This window comes from Paenibacillus kribbensis (assembly GCF_001705305.1).
GTDB classification, from domain to species: domain Bacteria; phylum Bacillota; class Bacilli; order Paenibacillales; family Paenibacillaceae; genus Paenibacillus; species Paenibacillus kribbensis_B.
In genome coordinates this window covers 73,000-94,479 of the sequence record NZ_MCBP01000005.1, presented here as the reverse complement: position 1 = coordinate 94,479, position 21,480 = coordinate 73,000, and the positions used below count along the sequence as shown (strand labels likewise).

The window sequence follows — 21,480 nt, the reverse complement described above, 5'->3', positions numbered from 1 at the left end:
GAGCATGAAAAAATGGGTATTTCGCTATCGCTATGATATGGCGGCAATGATGCTGATGCTGATGGCCATTGTTACATATCTTGCTCCCATTTATGGACCAGGGCAAATTGTGTTTAGCGACATTGCCTTTGGAGCCACCTCTCATCGGTATCTGGAAGAAATAACAGGGGTATGGAACGAACGATGGTCTACCTCGACTTTGTTCAATGCTCCACGTATCCTGTATATTTTGCCTTTCTATGTACTTTCACTGTTATTTGACGAGAGCGGGCCGGTCTTGCTGAAATCTTTTATCACAGGTCTGTTATTTATTTCGGCGTTCTCGATGTATGCCTTTGCCAAACGGCTGGTCAGTGTGTATTATTCACCGAGCTTTACGAAAACCCGTATTTTCGCTATTACGGCAGGCTCGCTGTTTTATGCGCTGAATCCGTGGGTTATTTTCCGCATCCAGCATATTTATTTGCTCTGTGGATATAGTTTGTTTCCGTTAATGCTGAGATTCTTTTTCAGTGCGATTGATCCCAAATTTCAAATTCAACAAATTAAGAACTATCATCCGCATAAGCTGTATCAGCGGAACTGGATCGACCTGTTCCTGTTGGCTGCGGTATTCACCGTTAGCGCTGCGGCAATTCATTATTTTTTCTTCGGTATGATTTATTTGGGCTTATTCACCATGCTGCTATTGATCAAGCTGACCTGGACCCACCGTAAGGCTGGTCGCACCTATCTACAGCCGTTATACGGCAATTTTTTGCGTAAAGGGATTATTTTTGGCGTATTTTTTGGACTACTCAGCTTTTATTGGTTGTCCCTGTATGTCGGCAGCATGCTGATGGACGCTCAAGCGTCTCAGCACAATATCAACGTCGTGGATACGTTATCTCTGTTCAGTCGTAATAGCACTTTATCTAATGTCGGTTATTTATTGAGCTATTGGTGGCCTATGTTTTCCTTTTCCTCACTACCTGTCCTGTTTTATGTCGGAGGAGGATTTTTACTGCTATTGATCGGTTATGCGATGGTAACCCGTTCACATAAAAATCCGATCATTCTGATTTTTTCATTGCTTACGGTGATGTTTCTGGTTGCAGCTACCGGGACGACGTTCCCATCCATTGCCAAGTGGTTTGTCATTTTGGTTACGAAGACTCCTGTGATTGGCTCGGTTTTCCGTGATCCCAACAAATTTATTGGTCTGCTCTCTCTTAATTTTGGGGTGTTGCTGACCTTTGGCGTGATTCAGATTATGGAATGGTTTGGATCATCGCCGTTGCAGCGTGCGTATAAAAGGCTGGCGCTGGTTATCGTCGTTTTGTGTCTGGGGGTATATTTTGCTCCCCTGCGTACCCAGTTCATTGAGGGGTATTACAAGCCGGTTCAAGTGCCATCGGATTATGCCCAAATGGCTGAAAAGCTGACAGATCCGAATCGTTTTGACAGCAAGGCCTTGTACTTTCCGATTGCCGACAATATGATTCAAAGCTATAACGGAGTGGCAACGCCCAAATGGAATAAAGGGAAGACTGCAACCGAGAAGGCGACTGGAGATTTCCAGGTATATTCTTCTCCCAAAAATACCATCTTCCATCATGAGGGGAATGACCCCGGGATTACGTACTATTTGAATTTTCTGCAATATGTTATGGACAATGGGCTGAGCTCCCGGTTAGGCTCTCTGTTCTCTACCTTCGGCGCTAACCAGTTGGTCTACCATGATGAATATGTGGGACAGGAGAAGCGTCAGGATTTTCACCTTTCCCAGTTGGAAGGTCAGACTGGATTGAAGCGTACCTACAAAAACGGGCTGTTTTCCATATTTAATCTGGATCAGGCACCGCCTTATATGAACATTCTGGCGAGTAAAATTGTGACACCTTACGGGTTTAGCCGATTGGAGAGCTACAGTCATCTGCCTGGCTTTGATTTTAGTCGCTTCGGGGTGCTGTTCAGTACGTTAAAGCCTGAGCTGAACACGATCCAGACGGTCAACAAGGGGGATTATGTGGAGGCGGCCTCCTTTAATGATTTGCTGTTGTCTCAGCTTCCGGCAGCGGATTACTTGAAGCCTTTTGATGCGATTGAGGACGGCAATGCCTTTTTGAAATGGTCCAAAACCTTTGCCTCGACCAACGAATGGCTGTGGTATTTATCCTCCCAAAATATACGGAACTTTCCGTTTGATATGGAAATGGATGCAGGGATTGCAGTCACCTTTGCCAGTAAGAAGCTGGATGTGGCCCCTTATCAGATGAGCAGCATCGAAGGGAAAACAGTCGTGGATTTTGACTCTATGCTGAAGACGGAAACCTTTTTCAAGCCGGATAATCCACAGCTGTTCAGTGTACAGGCTAATCCCCGTGAGGAACTGAATGATGTACCTACTCTGCATGGTGAGATTATGAAGGGGGACCCGAGTAATATATGGCAAGTAGCCAGATCCGGGCTGCTGGAAGCCAAGGAAAATAATCCGTATCAGTTCCAAATTACCGTTTCCGGGCGCGGGACGAACAAAATGCATGTAAAAATGAGGTTTTACGATAAGCAAATGCGTGAGCTGGGGGTTAGCTATGTCGTGGCGCCTTCAGAGGGATATAATTTTGACGGTGTAAAATTTTACGGGGAATATGTGTCGCCGCCCGGCAGCTATTGGATGCGAATGGATTTGTTAACCCTGCAACGTCCACAGCAAAAAAACTATTGGTGGATTCATGATATCCAGCTACGTGATTTGGGGCAATACAGCAAGCCCAACTCATTTACAATGCATAAAAAGCTGGATCAACCGCAAGACTCGCACGTGTATGCCAGAGTGTTTATGAATAAGGCAGGCGGAAAATTGCAGGTCGCACTGCCGGACGGAGTGGTTAACATCAAGACCCGGGATGAGGGTTTGAATCAATTCCAATGGGTCGATCTGGGAGAGTATACCTTTCCCAAAGGGGATACTCCGATCACGGTTACTAATCTGCAGGGCTTTAATGCGGTCAATCAATTTGCCATTGTACCTATAGATCAGATGGATAAGCTGGCTTTCCCGGTTGAGCAGGCGTTGAAGCGAGGCAAGCTCTTCTTCACCTTGGAGGCAGAGAACGATTTTAACGTCGAAGGGAATGTGCAGACGGAACGTGCTCTTCCACGACTCAGTATGGGCCGGGGAATCAGCTTTCAGAAAGGTTCATTGAGCAGGGATGTGGAGGTCGCCAAAACAGGCACTTACTCCACAGCTATCCTGGCTGATTTACCCTCCGGGTATCATGGGGCACTGACGATGAAATGGACAAATCAAGAGACCGGAGAGGTGCTGACAAGAACGATTCGTACAGATGAAGAGTATAAGCGCTTGCCCACTACCTCTTCAGCCGAGCATCAGGTTATTGAAACGCTGCCCAATCAGGATGGTTTTTCCAAACAAATCATTCAAGTCCCTGGTCTGCTGAGTGATTATGGACGAGTAGAATTTAAAAATCTGTTCTTGCCCAAGGGGAAGTACCGCTTAACACTTATACTGGACAGTCAGGTGCCGTCATTGAGCAGCTTTGAAGATATTCATCGGATGGCTGGACAGGAAGTGGCGGCGATGCCTGAGGAGGACACGAGGGAATCCCTAAGTAGCAGCGATGTAGGCTGTGTGGCGGATATTAGGCCCGGCCAGACGAATCTGTCTTTGTCAGGCGAAGGGTTATCCATCCGTTATGCCCCAAGCTATTCCTGTGACTGGAACATTTATGCTTCCCGTAAAATGAAGGCAGAGCCACTACAAGAGTATGACGTGCAGTTGGATGCGCGGTCAGAACAAATTGGAAGCCGGCATATGAAGGTCATTTTTTTGAATAAAGCCTCCCAAATTCTCCAAACCTCATATATTGACGAGGTCGAGGAGAGAGATAAGGAGCAATGGAATCATTATGATCAGATTGTGAAGGCTCCGGCAGGAACCGCCTTTATGCAGTTTCAGATTTTGGCACATGCGCACAAGAAGCAGTCAGGCTTGTTTCAAATGAAGAACTACTCCATCATCCCTTATCGAGCGATGATTACAGTGGATCAGTTTACGTTGTTTGAGGGAACAGATATGGATACCTTTTTTATAGCTCCATATGCTTCGGAAAGCATTCAGGCTACTCGTGAAAATTCCATGGAACGCAGCTTTACGCTATATAACCCATCGCATCAGCAGGTGCTGATCCGGGAGACCGAGTCACCCAACCCGCTATGGGAGTTTAGGCTGGGAAGCGAAAAACAGCGTGCTCGTCTATCTGTGAATGGCGTGACTACCGGATTCATTACGAGTGGCAACGGAAAGGGGCAAGTTGTCGTTATTCTGGCTTCCGCCTATCGTTTCGGCTGGGTACTGTTCTCCATCGGGATACTCGGTGGAGCAGCTTGTTTTCTTCCTTATCGGCGATGGAAAAAGCGAAAGATTCCATAAGAAGCAAGCTGCTCAGGGGGAACTGGTAGCATGATACGGCTACATCTCGTATTTGTAGCCTCTGCCCCAGACAGTACGGATATGCTGAGGATTTTTAGGGTCACGTTCTATTTTTTTGCGAAGGCTGGAAATATGTACGTCGATGGTACGATCCAGATAAGCGCCATCTCCGCCTTTGATCCGATCCATCAGCTCGCTGCGGGTAAAGACTTTCCCAGGGTTGGAGGACATTTCTTTAATAATGGAAAATTCGATTTGAGTGACTTCAATTTCCTGGTCATCGACTAACAGGCTATGACGGTAATCATTCACCCAAACTCTTACCTTTTTAATCTTTTGGGTTATCGTTTGCGATTCAGTGGGCATATTGCTGCCACTGCGGCGCAGCAGGGCTTTGATGCGGGCATTCAACTCTCTCAGACTGAAGGGCTGGCATAAAAAGTCATCCGCTCCGTCCTCCAGAGCCTTTATCCTAATATTCAGCAAGGTGTTATTAGAGATGACTAGCATAGGAACCGTTGTAAATTGACGGATTTGGCCGATCAGTGCACATTCGACCTTACCGGAAAACATCAGATCGGTCACAATGATATCCGGCTTAAAACGCATAAGTGTAGGAATGGCAAGTTTACAATCATAGATAATCTCGGTGAGATAACCTTCCTCCTGAAGATGTAGAGCAATCATATCTGCCAAACTTTTTTGATCTTCAATGATAAATATTTTTATGGGCATAACTCACATCTCCTGTATAGACAATAGCGTTGCATAAGTATGTATTTTTCACAATAATACATACTTATGTATTCGGCAGAAATGCGAAAAACAAATAGCCTTAATTAGAAGAAAAAAATTTAATTTAGAGAAAGAAGGTTGCGTCTTTGCGAATGATCTTATTATCCGGGGGTTCGGGTAAGCGTCTTTGGCCCTTATCCAATGTGAACCGTCCCAAGCAGTTTCTTTCCATTCTGCGCCATGATGAACGTCCCGAAAGCATGCTGCAACGAATATGGCGGCAGTTAGATGAAGCGAATTTGGCTGGTGAGGCCTATTTTTCAACAAGTGGGACTCAGGCCGAGCTGATTCGGGGGCAAATTGGCGAAGATGCAGTGGTCATAGAGGAACCGACTCAGCGGGATACCTTCCCGGCCATTTCACTGGCTACGGCCTACTTGCATGACGTTGCAGGTGCCTCACGCGATGAGATCGTAGGGGTCATGCCGGTGGATGGATATGCGGGAGACGAATTTTTTGAGCATCTGCGCAGGCTTCCTTCTATTTTAGAGCAATCGGGGAGTGATATCGCACTGATGGGAGCGGCTCCGACCGAGCCCTCAGATAAATACGGGTATATAGTGCCTTCGTCATCTCCTTCGCTTGACCAGCCATTTTATAGAGTTAGCTCATTTGTAGAAAAGCCGGATCTCATCCGTTCGGAAGCGTTGATCCGTGAAGGAGCCTTATGGAATTGCGGGGTGTTTGCTTTCAGGCTTGGTTTTTTGTTGGATATACTGGAGCAAAAGGGTTTACCAGCAGACTATAAATCTCTTTCGACAAATTATGCAGACTTGCCCAAAACCAGCTTTGATATTGCGGTAGTAGAACATACACGCAAGCTCTCCGTGCTTCCGTACCATGGAGAGTGGAGGGATTTGGGAACCTGGGACTCGTTGGTGCGGGAAATGAGCTCAGAGCTGAGCGGTCCTGGCTATATTTCAGAAGCTTCACATGACTCGCATATTATCAATGAACTGGAGATTCCGGTCAGCATCTGGAATGTTCCGGGCATTATCGTCGTTGCCGGGCCGGATGGCGTGCTGGTTACGGATCGACAATCTTCTACAGGCATTAAGGATATGGTGGCCGAAATTGAAATCGGTCCGCGCTTTGAAGAGCGCTTCTGGGGAAAGCAAACCGTATTATCCCATCAACAGGCGGCAAGTGGTTTGCAGACAGTGACCAAACGTGTTGTCATTTCGGCTGGAAGATTTATCAGCTATCATGAGCATCAGTTCCGTAAAGAAGTTTGGACCATCGTGTCAGGCATCGGAAGCGTGTGTATCAATGGCGTGACACAGACAGTCAGTCCTGGTGAGGTTATCGTCGTAGAGCCCGGTGCAAAGCATTTTATAGGGGCAGTAGAGGGAGATCTGGAATTCATCGAGTCACAAATTGGGCATATCGTATCAGAAACGGATATTAGCCGATATGAATTTCCCGACCCGCTGGACACTCATTCCCTATAAAGTGCTTACAATATAAGACTTGGATGTAGATGAACGAGGTATGAGAGGGTAGTACAGGAGGGGTCAGGACCTATTTTTTATGAGTGGATGATTTGTATGTTTTCCCCGGAAAAAGGTATCCATGCGCTAGGCGCGTGAATACCTTTTTTTCGCATGACCAGCTTGTTCGTATATCGTAATGCGTAGCGAAGCACGAGGCTTACTGAATAAGCTTTTTAGAAATCAGCCACTCTTTTACGGCATCCGTACTGAGGTCTTTTTCAGGCGTCCATTCTACTTTATCAACCAGCTTGCCTTGTCTGAATTCTGCAATCGTAGGGGTGTATTTAACGTTGTAATCCGCTTTGAATTTATTCCATTGGGGTTTGTCCTGATGAATTTTATGAACGTTCAAAAATGTAATTTTCGAGCCCAGATTGTATTCCTCGATCATTTTGTTAAATTTCGGCTCAAAGCGGTTGCAGTCACCGCAGCTGGGTCTGCCGACATAGATGAACACACTTTGGTCCTGCTGGATCAGTTTCTTAAAACCATCCATAGTAACCGCATTCAAATGGTCATATATTTCGGGATAATTGCTCTTGCTCGCTTGAATCTCTTTGTCTTTCTGTTGAATCACTTGCTCCAGGCCCTGAAATTTGAATACGGCAGAAATCGCAATAGCAATGACAAGCAATACAATGACACTGAATCCGGCGATATATGCTTTTTTCACAGAAATCCTCCTTTTTTTACAATCTAATGTTTAGTATAAATGATATTTCCATTTTTGACTGTAACACTTGTCTCACTATGTAAGAAAAAAAGGGATCATGTCGTAAAAGCGAAAAAAATGGCTGTTTGGGATAGCTCTTGTTTTTTGAGTAGGATCGACTCGGGAACTGGGTGTGGACGCTCCGCGAACGGACCGTTGTTCCAATCGCTGTTGTACCCGGATTTTTCTATTCCCTTTAGCGGTGAAAATCCGGGTACAAAGGCGACCGCTTCCGCTTTTCCACAATCGTTCCGTCCTCTCCGCTGCTTTAAGCGGAAAAAGTTTTGTACATTCCTTCTAAAATCAAAAAAACGTCCTATGGTAAAATAGAGGTGTTGCCCAGTACGGATGGCTCTTGCTTGCCCATAATCTGTCGAAGCAAGCGGCATTGAATCAAAAACGAAAAACAGCGATTCTCCAACCGGAGAATCGCTGTTTTTCAGTCTTGTTACGGTTTTTAAAATAACAAGGAGTGTCTCTTTCGTAGAAAATTCCACTTAGGGTACAACCCCTTTTGTTAGACTACTACAGTCAACAGGTAATCTTCACGTTTTACTTCAGATTCCATCGTGGTTAGTACATCCAGATATTGTGCAGAATTGGTTACAATAACTGGTGTAGCTGTTGGATAGCCTGCAGCTTTAATTTGTTCGATATCAAATTCCAGCAGCAGCTGCCCTTGCTTAACCACATCGCCTTCTTTTACGCGCTTGTCAAAAAATTGTCCTTTCAGCTTCACTGTATTGACACCCACATGGATCAGAATTTCTGCTCCGTCATTGGAAGTAATACCGATGGCATGTCCGGTTGGGAATACCGTCGTAATCGTTCCGTTTACAGGAGATGTCAGCACACCTTCTGTCGGGTCAATCAGAATTCCTTTCCCCATTGCCCCTGAGGCAAAAGCAACATCAGAGGATTGATCCAAAGGTAATACTTTACCTTGCAAAGGACTTACGAGAATTTCCTTCTCGATTGCAGCTTCTTTTTTCGCGGGTGCAGTTTCTGTCTTGGCTGTTTCTTCTTTTGGATCATCAAAGCCCAAGATCATAACCAGCAAGGCTGCAAGCCCAAAGGCAACCAGCAAGCCGATAACAAGCCACAAGAAACCTGTTCCAAAATAAGTAGGCAACGCCAGCAAACTAGGCAGGGAGAAGGACTTTGCAGTCGCTCCGCCGGAAGCGATAATAGCCCCGCCAATACCACCGGAAATACAAGCATAGATAAATGGCTTTTTCAATTTCAAAGTTACGCCATAAATTGTTGGTTCTGTAATCCCAAAAACAGCCGCCAGCGTAGAGGAACCTGCCAAAGCCTTCATTTGAGTGTTTCGGGATTTCAGGAATACCCCCAATGTTGCACCAGCTTGAGAAAGTACGGCTGCTGTAAGCATCGGAAGCATCGTATCATGACCCAATGTTGTGATATTCGACAGCATAATAGGAACGAAGCCCCAATGCACACCGAAAATAACAAATACTTGCCAGAACGCCCCGGCAACAGCACCGGCGATTAGCGGGCTTAAATTGTATATCCATGTAAAACCGCTTGCCAAGCCTTGGCTGATCAGGTTACCTACGGGACCAAAGGCCAAAAACGTCAATGGAACAACGACCAGCAGTGAAAGCATCGGTACGATGATGTTTTTAACCGATTGATGAACAAAGGAATTAAACCAGCGTTCTACATAAGATTGTACCCACACCGCCAGAATAATTGGAATGACGCTGGAGCTGTATTTAATCAGAATGATTGGAATACCGAGAAAAGCCAGTTTGGCAGGATTGTCCACCGCTGCAATAACAGCCGGGTAGACGAGTGCTCCGGCAACTGCGACCGATACAAAGGCATTTGTTTTAAATTTACGGGACGATGTAATAGCTAGAAATACGGGCAAGAAATAAAATACGCTATCCGAAGCTGCGTTTAGGATCAGATACGTACCGCTTTTATCATTAATCCAATGGAGTGACAGAATTAATGCCAGAATCCCTTTGAGCAAACCTGCTCCGGCAAGAGCTCCCAAGAGAGGAGAAAATATGCTGGAAATGATGTCAACCGCTTTACCGAGAAAATTCGTATTTTCGGAAGACGCTTCCTTTTTCGCATTTGGATTTTCCGCATCCTGCAGATTTGTTTCTGCCATCATATGCTCAAATACTTGACCTACATTGTTGCCGATAACAACCTGGAATTGACCGCTGCTTTCCACTACAGTAATGATACCTGGCGTTGCTTCCAGTGCGGCTTTATCCGCTTTGGTACGGTCATTTAATTTAAATCTCAAACGTGTAGCGCAATGGAATACCGAATTGACATTCTCTTCGCCACCAACGAGGGTCACTATTTTTTTAGATAGCTCTTTATCACTCATGTTCAGAACTCCTTATGGGTTATTCTTTGCTATGGATAGGACTTTCTGTTTACCTCATGTTGCTAAGATGCGCCGGCGTGCATCTTTTTAACCTTGTAAACAAGAAAAACCTAAACTCGTGGTGAAAACAAACGCACCCTCTCTCATAGAGGAACGTTGATTTCACCATCAGTTTAGGTTTTGCCTGCCTTACCAGTCACAATCCATGAACGATGAAGGTATGAAGTTTTTAGTCTGTTATATTATTCCGTTCCGTCACGCGATGAATATGAATGGTTAAATATACATATTCATCCTTGCTTAAATATTGATCATATGTTTTTTCCAGGTACTCATTGATCTTTTGCGCACAGGCAAAGGCCTCGGTATATGTCTGCTTCACCTGGTTGTACAAAAATTCCTCGCCACTGTGAATGACCTCCTTGCGGATGACCCGCATCGCAAAATATTGCAGGTGTGTCAAAAATCTGGAGTAGCTAAAAGAAGACTCATCCAGCACAATGCCATAATGATACGTGATAATGTTCAATATATGCTGAACGATCTCGGTCATTTTCAGTGTGGACTTCATTTCGTTACCGTCGATCCGTGCGTTCACCATATGCAGTGCGATAAATCCCGCTTCATCTTCGCCCAGCTTGACTCCAAGCGTATTTTCGATTTTTTGCAGCGCGTCCAGTCCAACTGCAAATTCTTTTTTGTAGAAGCGTTTAATTTCATACAGCATCGCGTTTTGGAGCGCCAGTCCTTTTTCCTGCCGTTGTACGGCAAAATGAATATGATCTGTCAACGTCAAATAAATATTGTCGCTTAATTCCGTATCCAGCACTTCCGTTGCATGCTTTACGATTTCATTCACGACCTCCAGATGGGATACGGGAATATCGTTCAGGAGCTCGGTAAGTTTGGCCGTGAACTCGTTTTCATTTAACATGAAAATCTTATCTATTTTATCATCATCGACGTGGTCGCCAGCCACCTTTTTAAAGGAAATGCCTCTTCCCATCACGATGACCTCTTTGCCTTTATCATTTTTAGTCAACAGGACGTTGTTATTGAGCACCTTCTCAATAATCATTGAAGTTCCCCCTTCCATCCTTTACCAATAAAAAATGCCCAAGTACAATTCAACACTATTGTTAGCAATAGCACTCAATTGAACTCAGGCATTGCCCGCATCACCGGTCACAATCCTTTGATATAGTGCTATTGTAGCACAATAAAAAGCGATTTCAACATATTTTATTCTCTTTCGACAAAAAATATTTCACATCAAGGTCGCTTTACCTAATTTGCAAGTAACGTTACCTATGTAGTTGTACGTTCAATCAGGCTGTATTCCAGCGAATGAAGCTCCATTTGGCGGCCGATTAATTGAGGAGATAGCATAAAAAAGGCATTTTGCGCTTGACCCATAATGGGATTCTGAACGGTTGTAATTCCCATCGTATGCGCCAGCTCGGTGTTATCAAACCCAACAATTGCCAAATCCTCAGGGACGTTCAGCGAATGTCTGCGTGCTTCGCAGAGAATGCCAACTGCCACATAATCGTTAGCGCACAAAATAGCCTCTGGAAATTCATCCCGACGCTGCAGCAAATCACGCACGACCTGTTCGCCGTCACGGATATTATAGATGGAGGAATGATTCCAGTGTTGCAATACAGGGAGGTTATGCTCACTCATAATATGCTCATAGGCTCGTTGTCTGCTCTGGGTATTGATGCTGCTCGGACGGCCAAAGGCATTGGCAATACGAGTATAGCCTTTTTGGATCAGATGCTTTAGCGCCAGCATGTATCCCTCATACTGATCCATAGCGACAGAGCGAATAGCCGTATGCTCCATTCGTTGCCATGACACGATCGGGCCGTACTTGCAGTAGGTGCTTAACAAATCGGTATCATTCACACAGGAAATGATGACCAGCGCATCGACTCTTTTTCTTTTCAAATCCTCAAAGGCCTGAAGCTCTTTCTTTTTATCTTCTCCGGAAGTATAAATGATGGTCTGAAAGCTGTATTGGCCCGCAATTTCTACAAAGCTGTCCAGAAATGCGAGAACAATTTCATTAATGGTTGAAGTGATAATGCCAATCTGCAGCGTCTGACCCTTGGATAGGGAAATCGCATTCCGATTGGGGACATAATCCAATTCCTGCATGATTTTCAAGATCTTTGTTCTTGTTTCGTGACTGACATGGGGTGACTGATTTAACACTCTGGATACTGTAGCTTTGGAAAAGCCCGCCAGTTTGGCAATTTGATCAAGATTCGACATAATGCTTCTCCTCACATAAGAAAAAATACTTGACATGAAACGCGTTACAAAGATTAGTATACCTTTGAGGGCATTACGTCTATTTTAAAGCATCTTTAAGTGTATTTCAAAGAGAATGGTCCTCATCTAAAGTATACGGTTGTTCTTGCGAAATCGAAAGCGGAGCCTTTAGGAAACGGGGGATTTGCAAAATGACGATTCAAGTTGCTTATTTGGGATTTGGCAAAAGTACAACCCGATATCATCTGCCCTATGTCCAGATCAGGGATACCTTTCTAGTATCGAGAGTGTATACACGCCAGGTGCGGGAGGAGATGAAGACAGCCTACCCGGATATACAGTTTTCGGATCAAATCACGGATGTTCTCAATGACCCGGAAATATCACTTGTTGTCGTATGTACACCGTCTGCCACACATTATGAATACGCCAAATTGGCATTATCCCACGGCAAGCATGTGCTGGTGGAAAAGCCTTTTTGCGAAAATTTTGAACAAGCGCGAGAACTGATTGAGCTGGCCAAGGAAAAGAACCTGATTGTCATGCCTTATCAAAATCGCAGATTCGACAGCGATTATCTGGCTTTCAAGGAAGCGCTCTATTCCGACAAATTGGGAGATATTGTGGAGATTGAATCCCATTACGATTATTTCCGTCCTGATGCCAGTGTGCCTGGCGGCAATCCAGTCAATGGAATGTTCTACGGACTCGGCGTACATACGCTGGACAGACTCATTGCCTTATTTGGCAGACCGGAGCAGATCGGATATGACATCAAGTCTGTTCGTGCCGCTCAAGGTGCCGACGATTATAGTGAAACTGTTTTGTATTATCCAGATAAAAAAGTCATTGTTAAAACCTCTCTTGTTGTGTGTCTGCCATATCCGCAGTTCACCATACATGGTACGAAAGGCAGCTTTGTCAAATGGGGAGACGACCAGCAGGAAGCCTGGCTGAAAGCCGGTAAAACTCCGGATGCCGAGGGTTTTGGTCTGGACGATCCTGCCTCTTATGGCAAGCTTAAATACGTACCGCCTGGCAGCAGTGAAGCTGTCGAAGAATTACTCCCTACGCCGACAGGAGATTATGGACGACTGTACGACTCGCTGTATGAGTCTATCGTGCACGGTACACCTAAGCTGGTTCCGGACGAGGATATTTTGCTTACGATAGAGATTTTGGAAAGCGGCTTTAAGCAGCCTTCCCCGTCAATCGTTGATTTCCGGCGATAGACCTACCATCAGGAAAGGAAGTTACAACCTATGAAGCTTGGAATGATTGGAACTGGCTGGATCAGCCAGGAGTGGGTTAAAGCCGTAAAAGAAGCTGGAGAATGGGAGATTACAGCCCTGTTTGTCCGTAATCGGGACAAGGGTGAAGCGTTTGCAGCAGCATGCCAGCTCGACAATATTACGTTGTATGACAGTCTGGAAGAGATGGCTGAATCCGATATTGATGCCATTTATATCGCCACACCTAATTCCTTGCATATATCGCAGGCCCGTCTGTTTCTGGAGCATGGCAAGCATGCTATTGTTGAAAAACCAATCAGCCTGACGGAGCAAGAATTGCGGGATGCGTACGAACTGGCTGACCGGAATGGCTGCTACTTGCTGGAAGCAGTCCGTCATATTCATGAGCCGAACTTTTTGCGGCTGAAGGACAACGTGAAGCGTGTGGGCAGCATCCAGGGAGGCTCCTTGTATTCCATGCAGTTTTCTTCTCGATATGATCAATTGCTGTCAGGAGATGTTCCCAATATCTTTTCCCTGTCTTACGCCGGGGGAGCATTGATGGATTTGGGGGTTTATTCCCTCTATTTTGCCATTGATTTGCTCGGAGCACCGACATCAGGTGTGTACCGTGCCAAAAAGCATGAGAATGGCGTGGATTTAGGCGGTCCGATCCTGTTGTCGTATCCCGATTTTACACTGGTCATTCAATTGGCTAAAAATGCGGTGACCACCAACCGTGTGGAAATCTACGGCGATCAGGCGACTCTCATCTCCAGCGGTGTCTCCGGTATTACGGAGGTGTCTGTACTGGACGTTCGTACCAAGGCAACGGATACAGTAAGTATTCCAGAAACACATCATTTCATGTTTCACGAGGCTCGGGAATTGTACCGGATCATTACCGAGAAGGATCAGGCTCGTTATGACGAGTTAAAGTCATTGAGCATCGAGGTTCAGAAAATCAGCAATGAACTGCGCCATCAGAATGGTATCTACTTCGAGGATGAGCAGAAATAGCGTAAAAGAAAACAAAATATAAAATGGAAAGAGGCTTGTTTACGATGACGAAGACACTAAAAGGATTCCCGAAAAACTTCCTGTGGGGCGGGGCAACTGCGGCCAACCAATTGGAAGGAGCTTTTGACGTAGATGGAAAGGGAATGTCCAGTGCAGATGTGATTGCCTATGTCCCCAAAGCAGAACGAAAGAACGATCATGCTATGGAGATTTCGTCCGAACGTCTGGAAGACATCCTGGCAGGCAAAGTAAACGCCCGTTTTCCAAAGCGTGAAGGTGTGGACTTCTACCACCACTACAAAGAAGATATCGCCTTGTTTGCAGAAATGGGCTTTAAGGTATTTCGTATGTCCATCCACTGGTCGCGGATTTTCCCGAATGGCTATGATGCCGAGCCGAATGAAGCAGGATTGCAATTCTACGACAATGTATTTGATGAGCTGCGCAAGTATGGTATTGAGCCCTTGGTGACATTGTCACATTATGAAACACCGCTAGGTCTGACGCAAAAGTATAATGGCTGGCTGGGACGCGAAGTCATACAGCATTACGTAAATTATGCCGAAACGGTATTTACACGCTATAAGGATAAAGTAAAATACTGGCTGACCTTTAATGAAATCAATGTAATGACGATGAGTCCGTTCACAGGCGGCGGTGTGGTGATTGACCGTGTAGAAAACAAACAGCAAGCGATATATCAAGCATTGCATCATCAATTTGTAGCAAGCGCACTGGCGACCAAACGGGGACATGAGATCATCCCGGGCGCTCAAATCGGCTGTATGCTGGCTCGTTTAGAAAGCTATCCACATACGTGTAACCCGGAGGATATACTGAAAGCCCAGCATGAAAATCAGATGAACCTGTTCTTTACGGATGTGCATGCCCGTGGAGAATATTCCAACTACATGAACCGTTATTTTGAAGAAAATAATATTGTTCTGCAAACAGAACCCGGCGATGCGGAAATTTTGAAAAATAACACGGTCGATTTTATCTCATTCAGCTACTACATGACCTTGACCGTATCTGCAGGTCCAGAAGGCGAGAAAGCAGCAGGAAACCTGATTGGCGGCGTGAAAAATCCGTATCTGCAGTCTTCCGACTGGGGATGGCAAATCGATCCGATCGGCCTGCGTGTTACGCTGAATACGTTTTATGACCGCTATCAAAAGCCGCTGATCATCGTGGAAAATGGCTTGGGTGCGTATGATAAGGTGGAAGAAGACGGTTCTGTGCATGACACCTATCGCATTGATTACTTGCGTCAGCATATTGCCCAAATGAAGGAAGCGATTGCCGACGGTGTGGATCTGATCGGTTACACGAGCTGGGGGCCTATCGACCTTGTAAGTATGTCTACTTCTGAAATGTCCAAGCGCTACGGATTTATTTATGTCGATCTGGATGATGACGGTAACGGAACGCTCAAACGCTCCAAAAAAGACTCCTTTAACTGGTACAAAAATGTAATTGCAACGAATGGTGAAGAGCTGTAATTTTGTTTAACTTCATATCGTCTTCGACGGGCACGGCAGAGAACATCGTAAGGATGCACTCTGCTGTGTCCGTTTTTTTGCGCAGACAGATGACTACATCTCAGAGGGCTTCACAAATTTTTCACTTGTAATAATCTGAAAGTTTTCTGTATAATAAAAAACAATTTCATATGTCTGGTTGATGTTTGCGGGAGATGAAACGAAGGTTTCGACCGAAGGGGCAAAACTCTCAGGTGCTTGGCTGATTACAGCAAGCGGGACCGTAAACGGACAGAACTCTGGAGAGACCCTTAATTGGGCGCCGAAGGTGCACCGCAGAGAACATCTGCTTAAACTCTCAGGCAAAAGGACAGAGACGCGAATAACCTGTGACAGGGGATGCCCTATTTTTCTATAAGCTATGTAGAGGCAGCAACCTGCACAAAAGGGTTGTATTTTTTCGTGCCTTTAACCTCTCCAGGAGTCGAATCAGCGGATTTGACTCTTTTTTGTTTTTTAATATGCTGGAGGAGCGGGTTGAAATGAATTTGGTACATGTGTTAGAAATGATTAGCAGTTGGATATGGGGGGCGCCGCTTATCATTCTCGTTATGGGAACGGGATTGTGGCTGACCATACGTTTAAAATTGCTGCAGGTATTTCGCCTGCCTTTGGCAATCAAGCTGATCGGCAAGGCCCCAAATGAAGGCAGCGGGGATGTAAGCAGCTTTGCGGCCCTGAGTACGGCGTTGGCGGCTACAGTCGGCACAGGAAGTATTGTCGGCGTAGCGACGGCGATTAAGCTGGGCGGGCCAGGTGCCTTGTTCTGGATGGTCGTTGCAGCCTTTTTCGGGATGGCGACGAAATATGCGGAAGGTGTGCTTGCGGTAAAATACCGGGTGAAGGATCGGAATGGACAATTTTCCGGTGGCCCGATGTATTATATTGAAAATGGTCTGGGACGCCGCTTTAAACCGCTGGCCATGCTGTTTGCCTTTTCGGGCATGCTGGTGGCGTTATTCGGCATTGGAACGTTTCCGCAGGTCAAAGCTATTGTGTCTTCGACCGAAAACAGCTTTGGCGTTCCGCCGATTGTAACGGCGTTGATTATTGCTACCCTTACAGCACTGGTTACCATTGGAGGACTCAAAAGTATTGCCAAGGTATCGACCAAGGTCGTTCCTTTTAAAACAGGCTTATATGTGCTGATTTGTATCATCGTACTGATTCGGTTTGCGGACCAGCTTCCCGCCGCAATCGCACTTGTGCTGCATTCCGCATTTTCGACCACGTCTGCGACGGGCGGCTTTGCCGGAGCTACGATTATGCTGGCGATGCGCAGCGGGGTAGCCAGAGGTATTTTTGCCAATGAGGCCGGGCTGGGAAGCGCACCTATTGCAGCCGCAGCCGCCAAAACGAAATGGCCTGCGGAGCAAGGGCTGATCTCCATGACAGGTGTGTTTATTGATACCATGGTTATTTGTCTAATGACCGGGCTGACGCTGCTGGTAAGCGGTGTGTGGAGCGGGCCTACTGATGCGGGCCTGATGACTCAGCAAGCCTTCTCCAGCGCGTTCCCGCTTGGCGCAGAGCTGCTCACGATCATTCTGATTATGTTCGCGTTCACGACCATGCTCGGCTGGAACTACTACGGGGAACGCTGTGTTGAATATTTGCTTGGCGTCAAGTGGATCAAACCATACCGTTATCTGTTTATTGCCCTGGTTGCCGGAGGTGCGTTCATCAAGCTGGATGCCATCTGGCTGCTGGCAGATATCTTTAACGCAATGATGGCCTTTCCCAACCTGATTGCACTGCTTGGCTTGTCAGGCATCGTAGTTGCAGAAACCCGAACCTATATGGATTCCTTGTATTCTAATAAGCAAAAGGGGATTCTTGCAGGTGCCAGTGTAGGCGCAGCTATCCAGGTAGAAGAAAAAGGACAGACAGTCAATTCATAAAAATGGAAAGTCATAACATTCAAAAGGGAGTGTCTTCAGCCATCACAGGCTTGAGGACACTCTTTTTTTGAATGTTACAGTGAGATTTTTTCCAATTGCTCATCATTAATGCCGTAGTCAGCCAGTGGTATCTAAATCGTCAACGCTGAGCAATATTCTGGAAAAATCTAATGATGAATTCGAAAAACGATTTCTCTATATCGGTGTGCAGTTCCCCGGCAGGATAGGACAGATAGATGGTTCGCATACATCGAGGCTCCCTGATTTGAAGCAGCTTGATGTCTTCGGTTACGACGTTCTTCCACAGGATAGAAGGAATAAAGGAGATGCCAAGCCCTGTTTGAATCAGCCCTCTTACCGTAGCCGGATCATCACTTTCAAAGACGATGTTCGGTTCAAAAGGGATGTGAGTAAAAAAGCGGTCCGTTGTTTTCCTAAGCGAATGACCAGGTGTAAGGCTGATAAACTTCTCATGCTCTAGATCTTTCAGGAGTACGGTGTCCTGAGCGCTCAGAGGGTGAGATTTTGGTACGCCAAGCAAAATTTCCTCCTCCAGCAGGATCGCATGCTCGTTGTCCGCCAACTCTTCGGATGTAATCGCAAAATCGTACGCCAGTCCTTTCTTCACCATCGCAGGGTGCTGGGTCAGGTTGAATCTAATTTGCGGGTAGAGGTCGCGAAACTTGCCGACAAGGCTGGGCAATAGCATAGAGCCGACGGCGACGTATAACGTGATGATCTCTACCTTTTCGTTCTTCATTTCTTTGACTTCGGATATGCCTTGCTCTAGCGCTGATAGCGACTGGTTCACTCTTTTCAGGAACTTCTTTCCATATTCATTTAGTACGATATGTTTTCCTTCGCGGTCAAATAGCTGCACACCCAATTCCGTCTCCAGGTTTCTAATCATTTTACTTAGGGCAGGCTGTGAGATATACAGCTCGTTTGCGGCACGTGTGACATGCTCATGCTTCGAGGTCACTTGAAAATACTTAAGCTGCAAATAATCCATAGTGAAGTAATCCCCTTTATAACCATTAGGTTATTGATCATATGTGAATATATATATTTTACAGGTATTTGCTCACTTCTTACAATTGACAATGTAGAGAAGATGAATCCGCTAAAGGTGGTGAGATTCTGAACATCGTTTTTACATTTCCCGGTCAGGGGGCACAGATTCCTGGAATGCTCCAGGATGTACCTGAGTATGTGAAAAAGGCAACAAGTGTTATCGGAACTGAACTACGCGACGATGAGGTGGCTATGGGCTCAACCGTCTGGATTCAGGCGGCACTCTTCGTTAAGGAGACGGCAATAGCCTGCCAGCTGATCGAGCAGGGTATCCGGCCCCAATTCGTGGCAGGGCATTCCATTGGTGCATTTCCTGCGGCGGTCATCGCGGGGGTTCTCTCGTTCGAGGATGCGCTTCGGATCGTATGGCTCCGTGCCCGGTTGATGGAAGAGGGTTTCCCCGAAGGCTATGGAATGGGTGTGATTATTGGGCTTACGAAGGCAGAGGTTCAACAAGCTGTGGATCTTTCTCATAGCGAGGCGATGCCTGTCTACCTCTCGAATATGAATGCAGAGCAGCAAATCGTCATATCCGGTTCATTGGAAGGGATAAATAAAGCTTTTATGCATGCGAAGGAGTTTGGGGCCGCTAAGACAGTGCTTCTGAAGGTTCCGATTCCTTCACACTCCCCGCTGATGTCAGAGGTAGCCAATAAGCTATTGCTGAAAATGCACACTTTTTCCATGCGGGACGCTCAAATACCATATTTGATGAATCATACGGGGAGAAAGACGACAGCCAAGGAAAAAATCGCGGAGGACCTTGCCCTAAACGTAGCATATCCCGTCCGGTGGATGGATATGGCGGCTGTCTGCGTCGAATCGGGAGCTGACTGTTTCATCGAGATGCCGCCGGGTCATACTCTTTCCACACTTGTCAAGCAAGCCCATAAGGATACCCGGCAAATAGCTGTGGACGAGATCGGTTTGGAAGCGACTCAGTATCTGATTAGAAAATGGAAGGAGCAAGAAGAATGAATAAAGTACTGCGATCCTGGTCACAAAAACGTGATAAAAAGCAGGAAAAGTTAGGAAAGGTGGAAAAGTGGCTGGACGGAAAATACATCGACTCCTCCCGAATCGTCGACCTGATGGAGGCGCTAATCGAGCCAGGTGCGAAGGTCGTCCTGGAAGGAGATAACCAGAAGCAAGCGTCCTTCCTTTCCCAGAAGCTGCTGGAAGTCGATCCTGGCAAGGTGCATGATCTGCATATGATTATGTCCAGCATTTCAAGACCCGAACATTTGGATATTTTCGAGAAAGGCATCGCCGGGAAGCTGGACTTCTCCTACAGTGGTTCCCAAAGCCTGCGTGTTGCGCAAATGATTGATGACGGGACGCTTAAGCTCGGTGACATCCATACGTATTTGGAATTGTTCGGACGCCTCTTCATTGACCTTATTCCAGATGTGGTGCTGGTAGCGGCAGACAAATCAGATCGTGAGGGCAATCTGTATACCGGAAACAATACGGAAGAAACTCCGACGATCGTAGAAGCGGCCGCTTTCAAGGATGGGATCGTGATCGTGCAGGTCAACGAAATCGTGGACGAGCTGCCGAGAGTCGATATTCCAGCCTCCTGGGTCGACGTCATTGTACAAGCCAACAAACCGTACGCACTGGAAGCACTGTTTACCCGTGATCCGCAGAATATTACTGAACTGCAAATCCTGATGGGCATGATGGCGATCAAGGGCATTTATGGAAAACATCAGGTGCAGTCGCTTAATCACGGCATCGGCTTTAATACTGCGGCGATTGAGCTTCTGCTGCCGACCTATGGTGAGCAGCTCGGCCTGAAAGGGAAGATTGCCAAGCACTGGGCCCTGAATCCGCATCCGACTTTGATTCCAGCGATTGAATCCGGCTGGGTCGAAAGCATTCACAGCTTTGGAGGCGAGGTCGGTATGGAGAAATACATTGCGGCTCGTTCAGATGTGTTCTTCGTCGGCAAGGACGGGTCTATGCGCTCCAACCGTGCGATGTGTCAGGTTGCAGGCCAATTCGCTGTAGATATGTTTATCGGATCAACGTTGCAAATGGACTGCGCGGGCAATTCGTCTACCGTTACTTCCGGCAGATTGTCCGGTTTTGGAGGAGCACCGAATATGGGGCATGATCCTCGGGGACGGCGACATGCGACTCCTGCCTGGCTTGACATGATCGAGCGTCCGACGGAGCTCTCGAAAGGCCGGAAATTGGTCGTGCAGATGGTTGAAACATACGGTGCCAACAAAAAGCCGGTATTTGTGGACTCGCTGGATGCCATCAAGGTGAAGGATGAATCTGGCCTCGCCATTACGCCGGTTATGATTTACGGGGATGATGTCACCCACGTCCTCACCGAGGAAGGTATCGCATACCTCTACAAGACGGACAGCATAGAGGAGAGAAAGAAGGCACTCGCGGCAATTGCGGGCGTAACGCCTTTAGGGATGGAAAGTAATGAGAGCGATGTAAGCCTGCTGCGTGACAGAGGGATTGTGGCCTATCCGGAGGATCTTGGAATCATGCGCAGACAAGCCAAGCGCTCGCTGCTGGCAGCACAAACGGTCAACGATCTCGTAGATTGGTCCGACGGATTATATGATCCACCGGCTAAATTCCGGAGCTGGTCTTAAAG

General features: G+C 46.5%; 15 protein-coding genes and 1 riboswitch. Of the genes, 8 read left to right on the top strand and 7 right to left on the bottom strand.

All coding sequences use genetic code 11. From position 1 onward, the window contains the following. The first annotated feature begins 4 nt into the window (after positions 1-4). Positions 5-4,435, top strand: coding sequence for a hypothetical protein (locus BAZ21_RS11345; RefSeq protein WP_068500168.1), 4,431 nt, complete (start codon positions 5-7; stop codon positions 4,433-4,435). A 39-nt stretch (positions 4,436-4,474) separates the two neighbouring features. Here BAZ21_RS11345 and BAZ21_RS11340 read toward each other — a convergent pair whose 3' ends face one another. Then, positions 4,475-5,170: a response regulator transcription factor gene (locus BAZ21_RS11340; protein WP_068500166.1), complete on the bottom strand. Its 696-nt coding sequence runs from the start codon at positions 5,168-5,170 to the stop codon at positions 4,475-4,477. Positions 5,171-5,322: 152 nt separating this feature from the next. Between BAZ21_RS11340 and BAZ21_RS11335 the strand changes: the two genes are divergently transcribed. Then, positions 5,323-6,681 carry a sugar phosphate nucleotidyltransferase gene (locus BAZ21_RS11335; protein ID WP_068500163.1) on the top strand — a complete coding sequence of 453 codons (1,359 nt, stop codon included), beginning with the start codon at positions 5,323-5,325 and terminating at the stop codon, positions 6,679-6,681. Positions 6,682-6,880: 199 nt separating this feature from the next. Here the strand turns inward: BAZ21_RS11335 and BAZ21_RS11330 are convergent, their stop codons facing one another. The 5 genes from BAZ21_RS11330 to BAZ21_RS11310 form a co-directional block, all read right to left on the bottom strand. Beyond that, positions 6,881-7,396 (bottom strand): thioredoxin family protein, encoded by a 516-nt coding sequence (locus BAZ21_RS11330; RefSeq protein ID WP_068500161.1) that lies wholly within the window; start codon positions 7,394-7,396, stop codon positions 6,881-6,883. A 95-nt stretch (positions 7,397-7,491) separates the two neighbouring features. Beyond that, positions 7,492-7,932: a hypothetical protein gene (locus tag BAZ21_RS11325; protein WP_068500159.1), complete on the bottom strand. Its 441-nt coding sequence runs from the start codon at positions 7,930-7,932 to the stop codon at positions 7,492-7,494. Between the two features lie 20 nt (positions 7,933-7,952). Continuing rightward, a complete protein-coding gene (locus BAZ21_RS11320) occupies positions 7,953-9,809 on the bottom strand; it encodes a beta-glucoside-specific PTS transporter subunit IIABC (protein ID WP_068500156.1) in 1,857 nt (618 codons plus the stop codon). 229 nt (positions 9,810-10,038) lie between these two features. Then, positions 10,039-10,887 carry a BglG family transcription antiterminator LicT gene (gene licT / locus BAZ21_RS11315; RefSeq protein WP_068500154.1) on the bottom strand — a complete coding sequence of 283 codons (849 nt, stop codon included), beginning with the start codon at positions 10,885-10,887 and terminating at the stop codon, positions 10,039-10,041. A gap of 230 nt (positions 10,888-11,117) precedes the next feature. After that, on the bottom strand, positions 11,118-12,089 hold the full coding sequence (locus BAZ21_RS11310) for a LacI family DNA-binding transcriptional regulator (protein WP_068500151.1): 972 nt from the start codon (positions 12,087-12,089) through the stop codon (positions 11,118-11,120). A gap of 191 nt (positions 12,090-12,280) precedes the next feature. On the opposite strand from BAZ21_RS11310, the gene BAZ21_RS11305 reads away from it, so the two are divergent. The 4 genes from BAZ21_RS11305 to BAZ21_RS11290 all read left to right on the top strand — a co-directional run bounded on the left by BAZ21_RS11305 (position 12,281) and on the right by BAZ21_RS11290 (position 17,783). Then, a complete protein-coding gene (locus tag BAZ21_RS11305; protein WP_068500148.1) occupies positions 12,281-13,321 on the top strand; it encodes an oxidoreductase in 1,041 nt (346 codons plus the stop codon). Between the two features lie 30 nt (positions 13,322-13,351). Next, positions 13,352-14,341: a Gfo/Idh/MocA family protein gene (locus BAZ21_RS11300; RefSeq protein ID WP_068500146.1), complete on the top strand. Its 990-nt coding sequence runs from the start codon at positions 13,352-13,354 to the stop codon at positions 14,339-14,341. A 44-nt stretch (positions 14,342-14,385) separates the two neighbouring features. Continuing rightward, positions 14,386-15,843 carry a glycoside hydrolase family 1 protein gene (locus BAZ21_RS11295; RefSeq protein WP_068500143.1) on the top strand — a complete coding sequence of 486 codons (1,458 nt, stop codon included), beginning with the start codon at positions 14,386-14,388 and terminating at the stop codon, positions 15,841-15,843. 268 nt (positions 15,844-16,111) lie between these two features. Continuing rightward, a riboswitch (glycine riboswitch) is annotated at positions 16,112-16,206 on the top strand. Positions 16,207-16,364: 158 nt separating this feature from the next. Continuing rightward, the gene (locus tag BAZ21_RS11290) at positions 16,365-17,783 is read left to right on the top strand and encodes an alanine/glycine:cation symporter family protein (protein WP_176718143.1); all 1,419 of its coding nucleotides are present in this window, start codon (positions 16,365-16,367) and stop codon (positions 17,781-17,783) included. A 139-nt stretch (positions 17,784-17,922) separates the two neighbouring features. On the opposite strand, the gene BAZ21_RS11285 is transcribed toward BAZ21_RS11290, so the two are convergent. Further along, entirely contained in the window at positions 17,923-18,795 is an 873-nt protein-coding gene (locus BAZ21_RS11285) for a LysR family transcriptional regulator (RefSeq protein WP_068500140.1), read from the bottom strand. 176 nt (positions 18,796-18,971) lie between these two features. Between BAZ21_RS11285 and BAZ21_RS11280 the strand changes: the two genes are divergently transcribed. Together BAZ21_RS11280 and mdcA are read left to right on the top strand one after the other, a co-directional pair. Continuing rightward, entirely contained in the window at positions 18,972-19,835 is an 864-nt protein-coding gene (locus BAZ21_RS11280) for an ACP S-malonyltransferase (protein ID WP_084011593.1), read from the top strand. After that, positions 19,832-21,478 (top strand): malonate decarboxylase subunit alpha, encoded by a 1,647-nt coding sequence (gene mdcA, locus BAZ21_RS11275; RefSeq protein ID WP_007431743.1) that lies wholly within the window; start codon positions 19,832-19,834, stop codon positions 21,476-21,478. The genes BAZ21_RS11280 and mdcA overlap by 4 nt, the downstream gene beginning before the upstream one ends. Positions 21,479-21,480: the final 2 nt, after the last annotated feature.

Bases quoted from the DNA above. Each gene is read 5' to 3' on its own strand.
- BAZ21_RS11345 (WP_068500168.1), top strand. From the start codon at position 5: ATGAAAAAATGGGTATTTCGCTATCGCTATGATATGGCGGCAATGATG.
- BAZ21_RS11340 (WP_068500166.1), bottom strand. From the start codon at position 5,170: ATGCCCATAAAAATATTTATCATTGAAGATCAAAAAAGTTTGGCAGAT.
- BAZ21_RS11335 (WP_068500163.1), top strand. From the start codon at position 5,323: ATGATCTTATTATCCGGGGGTTCGGGTAAGCGTCTTTGGCCCTTATCC.
- BAZ21_RS11320 (WP_068500156.1), bottom strand. From the start codon at position 9,809: ATGAGTGATAAAGAGCTATCTAAAAAAATAGTGACCCTCGTTGGTGGC.
- licT (WP_068500154.1), bottom strand. From the start codon at position 10,887: ATGATTATTGAGAAGGTGCTCAATAACAACGTCCTGTTGACTAAAAAT.
- BAZ21_RS11310 (WP_068500151.1), bottom strand. From the start codon at position 12,089: ATGTCGAATCTTGATCAAATTGCCAAACTGGCGGGCTTTTCCAAAGCT.
- BAZ21_RS11305 (WP_068500148.1), top strand. From the start codon at position 12,281: ATGACGATTCAAGTTGCTTATTTGGGATTTGGCAAAAGTACAACCCGA.
- BAZ21_RS11300 (WP_068500146.1), top strand. From the start codon at position 13,352: ATGAAGCTTGGAATGATTGGAACTGGCTGGATCAGCCAGGAGTGGGTT.
- BAZ21_RS11295 (WP_068500143.1), top strand. From the start codon at position 14,386: ATGACGAAGACACTAAAAGGATTCCCGAAAAACTTCCTGTGGGGCGGG.
- BAZ21_RS11290 (WP_176718143.1), top strand. From the start codon at position 16,365: ATGAATTTGGTACATGTGTTAGAAATGATTAGCAGTTGGATATGGGGG.
- BAZ21_RS11285 (WP_068500140.1), bottom strand. From the start codon at position 18,795: ATGGATTATTTGCAGCTTAAGTATTTTCAAGTGACCTCGAAGCATGAG.
- BAZ21_RS11280 (WP_084011593.1), top strand. From the start codon at position 18,972: ATGCTCCAGGATGTACCTGAGTATGTGAAAAAGGCAACAAGTGTTATC.
- mdcA (WP_007431743.1), top strand. From the start codon at position 19,832: ATGAATAAAGTACTGCGATCCTGGTCACAAAAACGTGATAAAAAGCAG.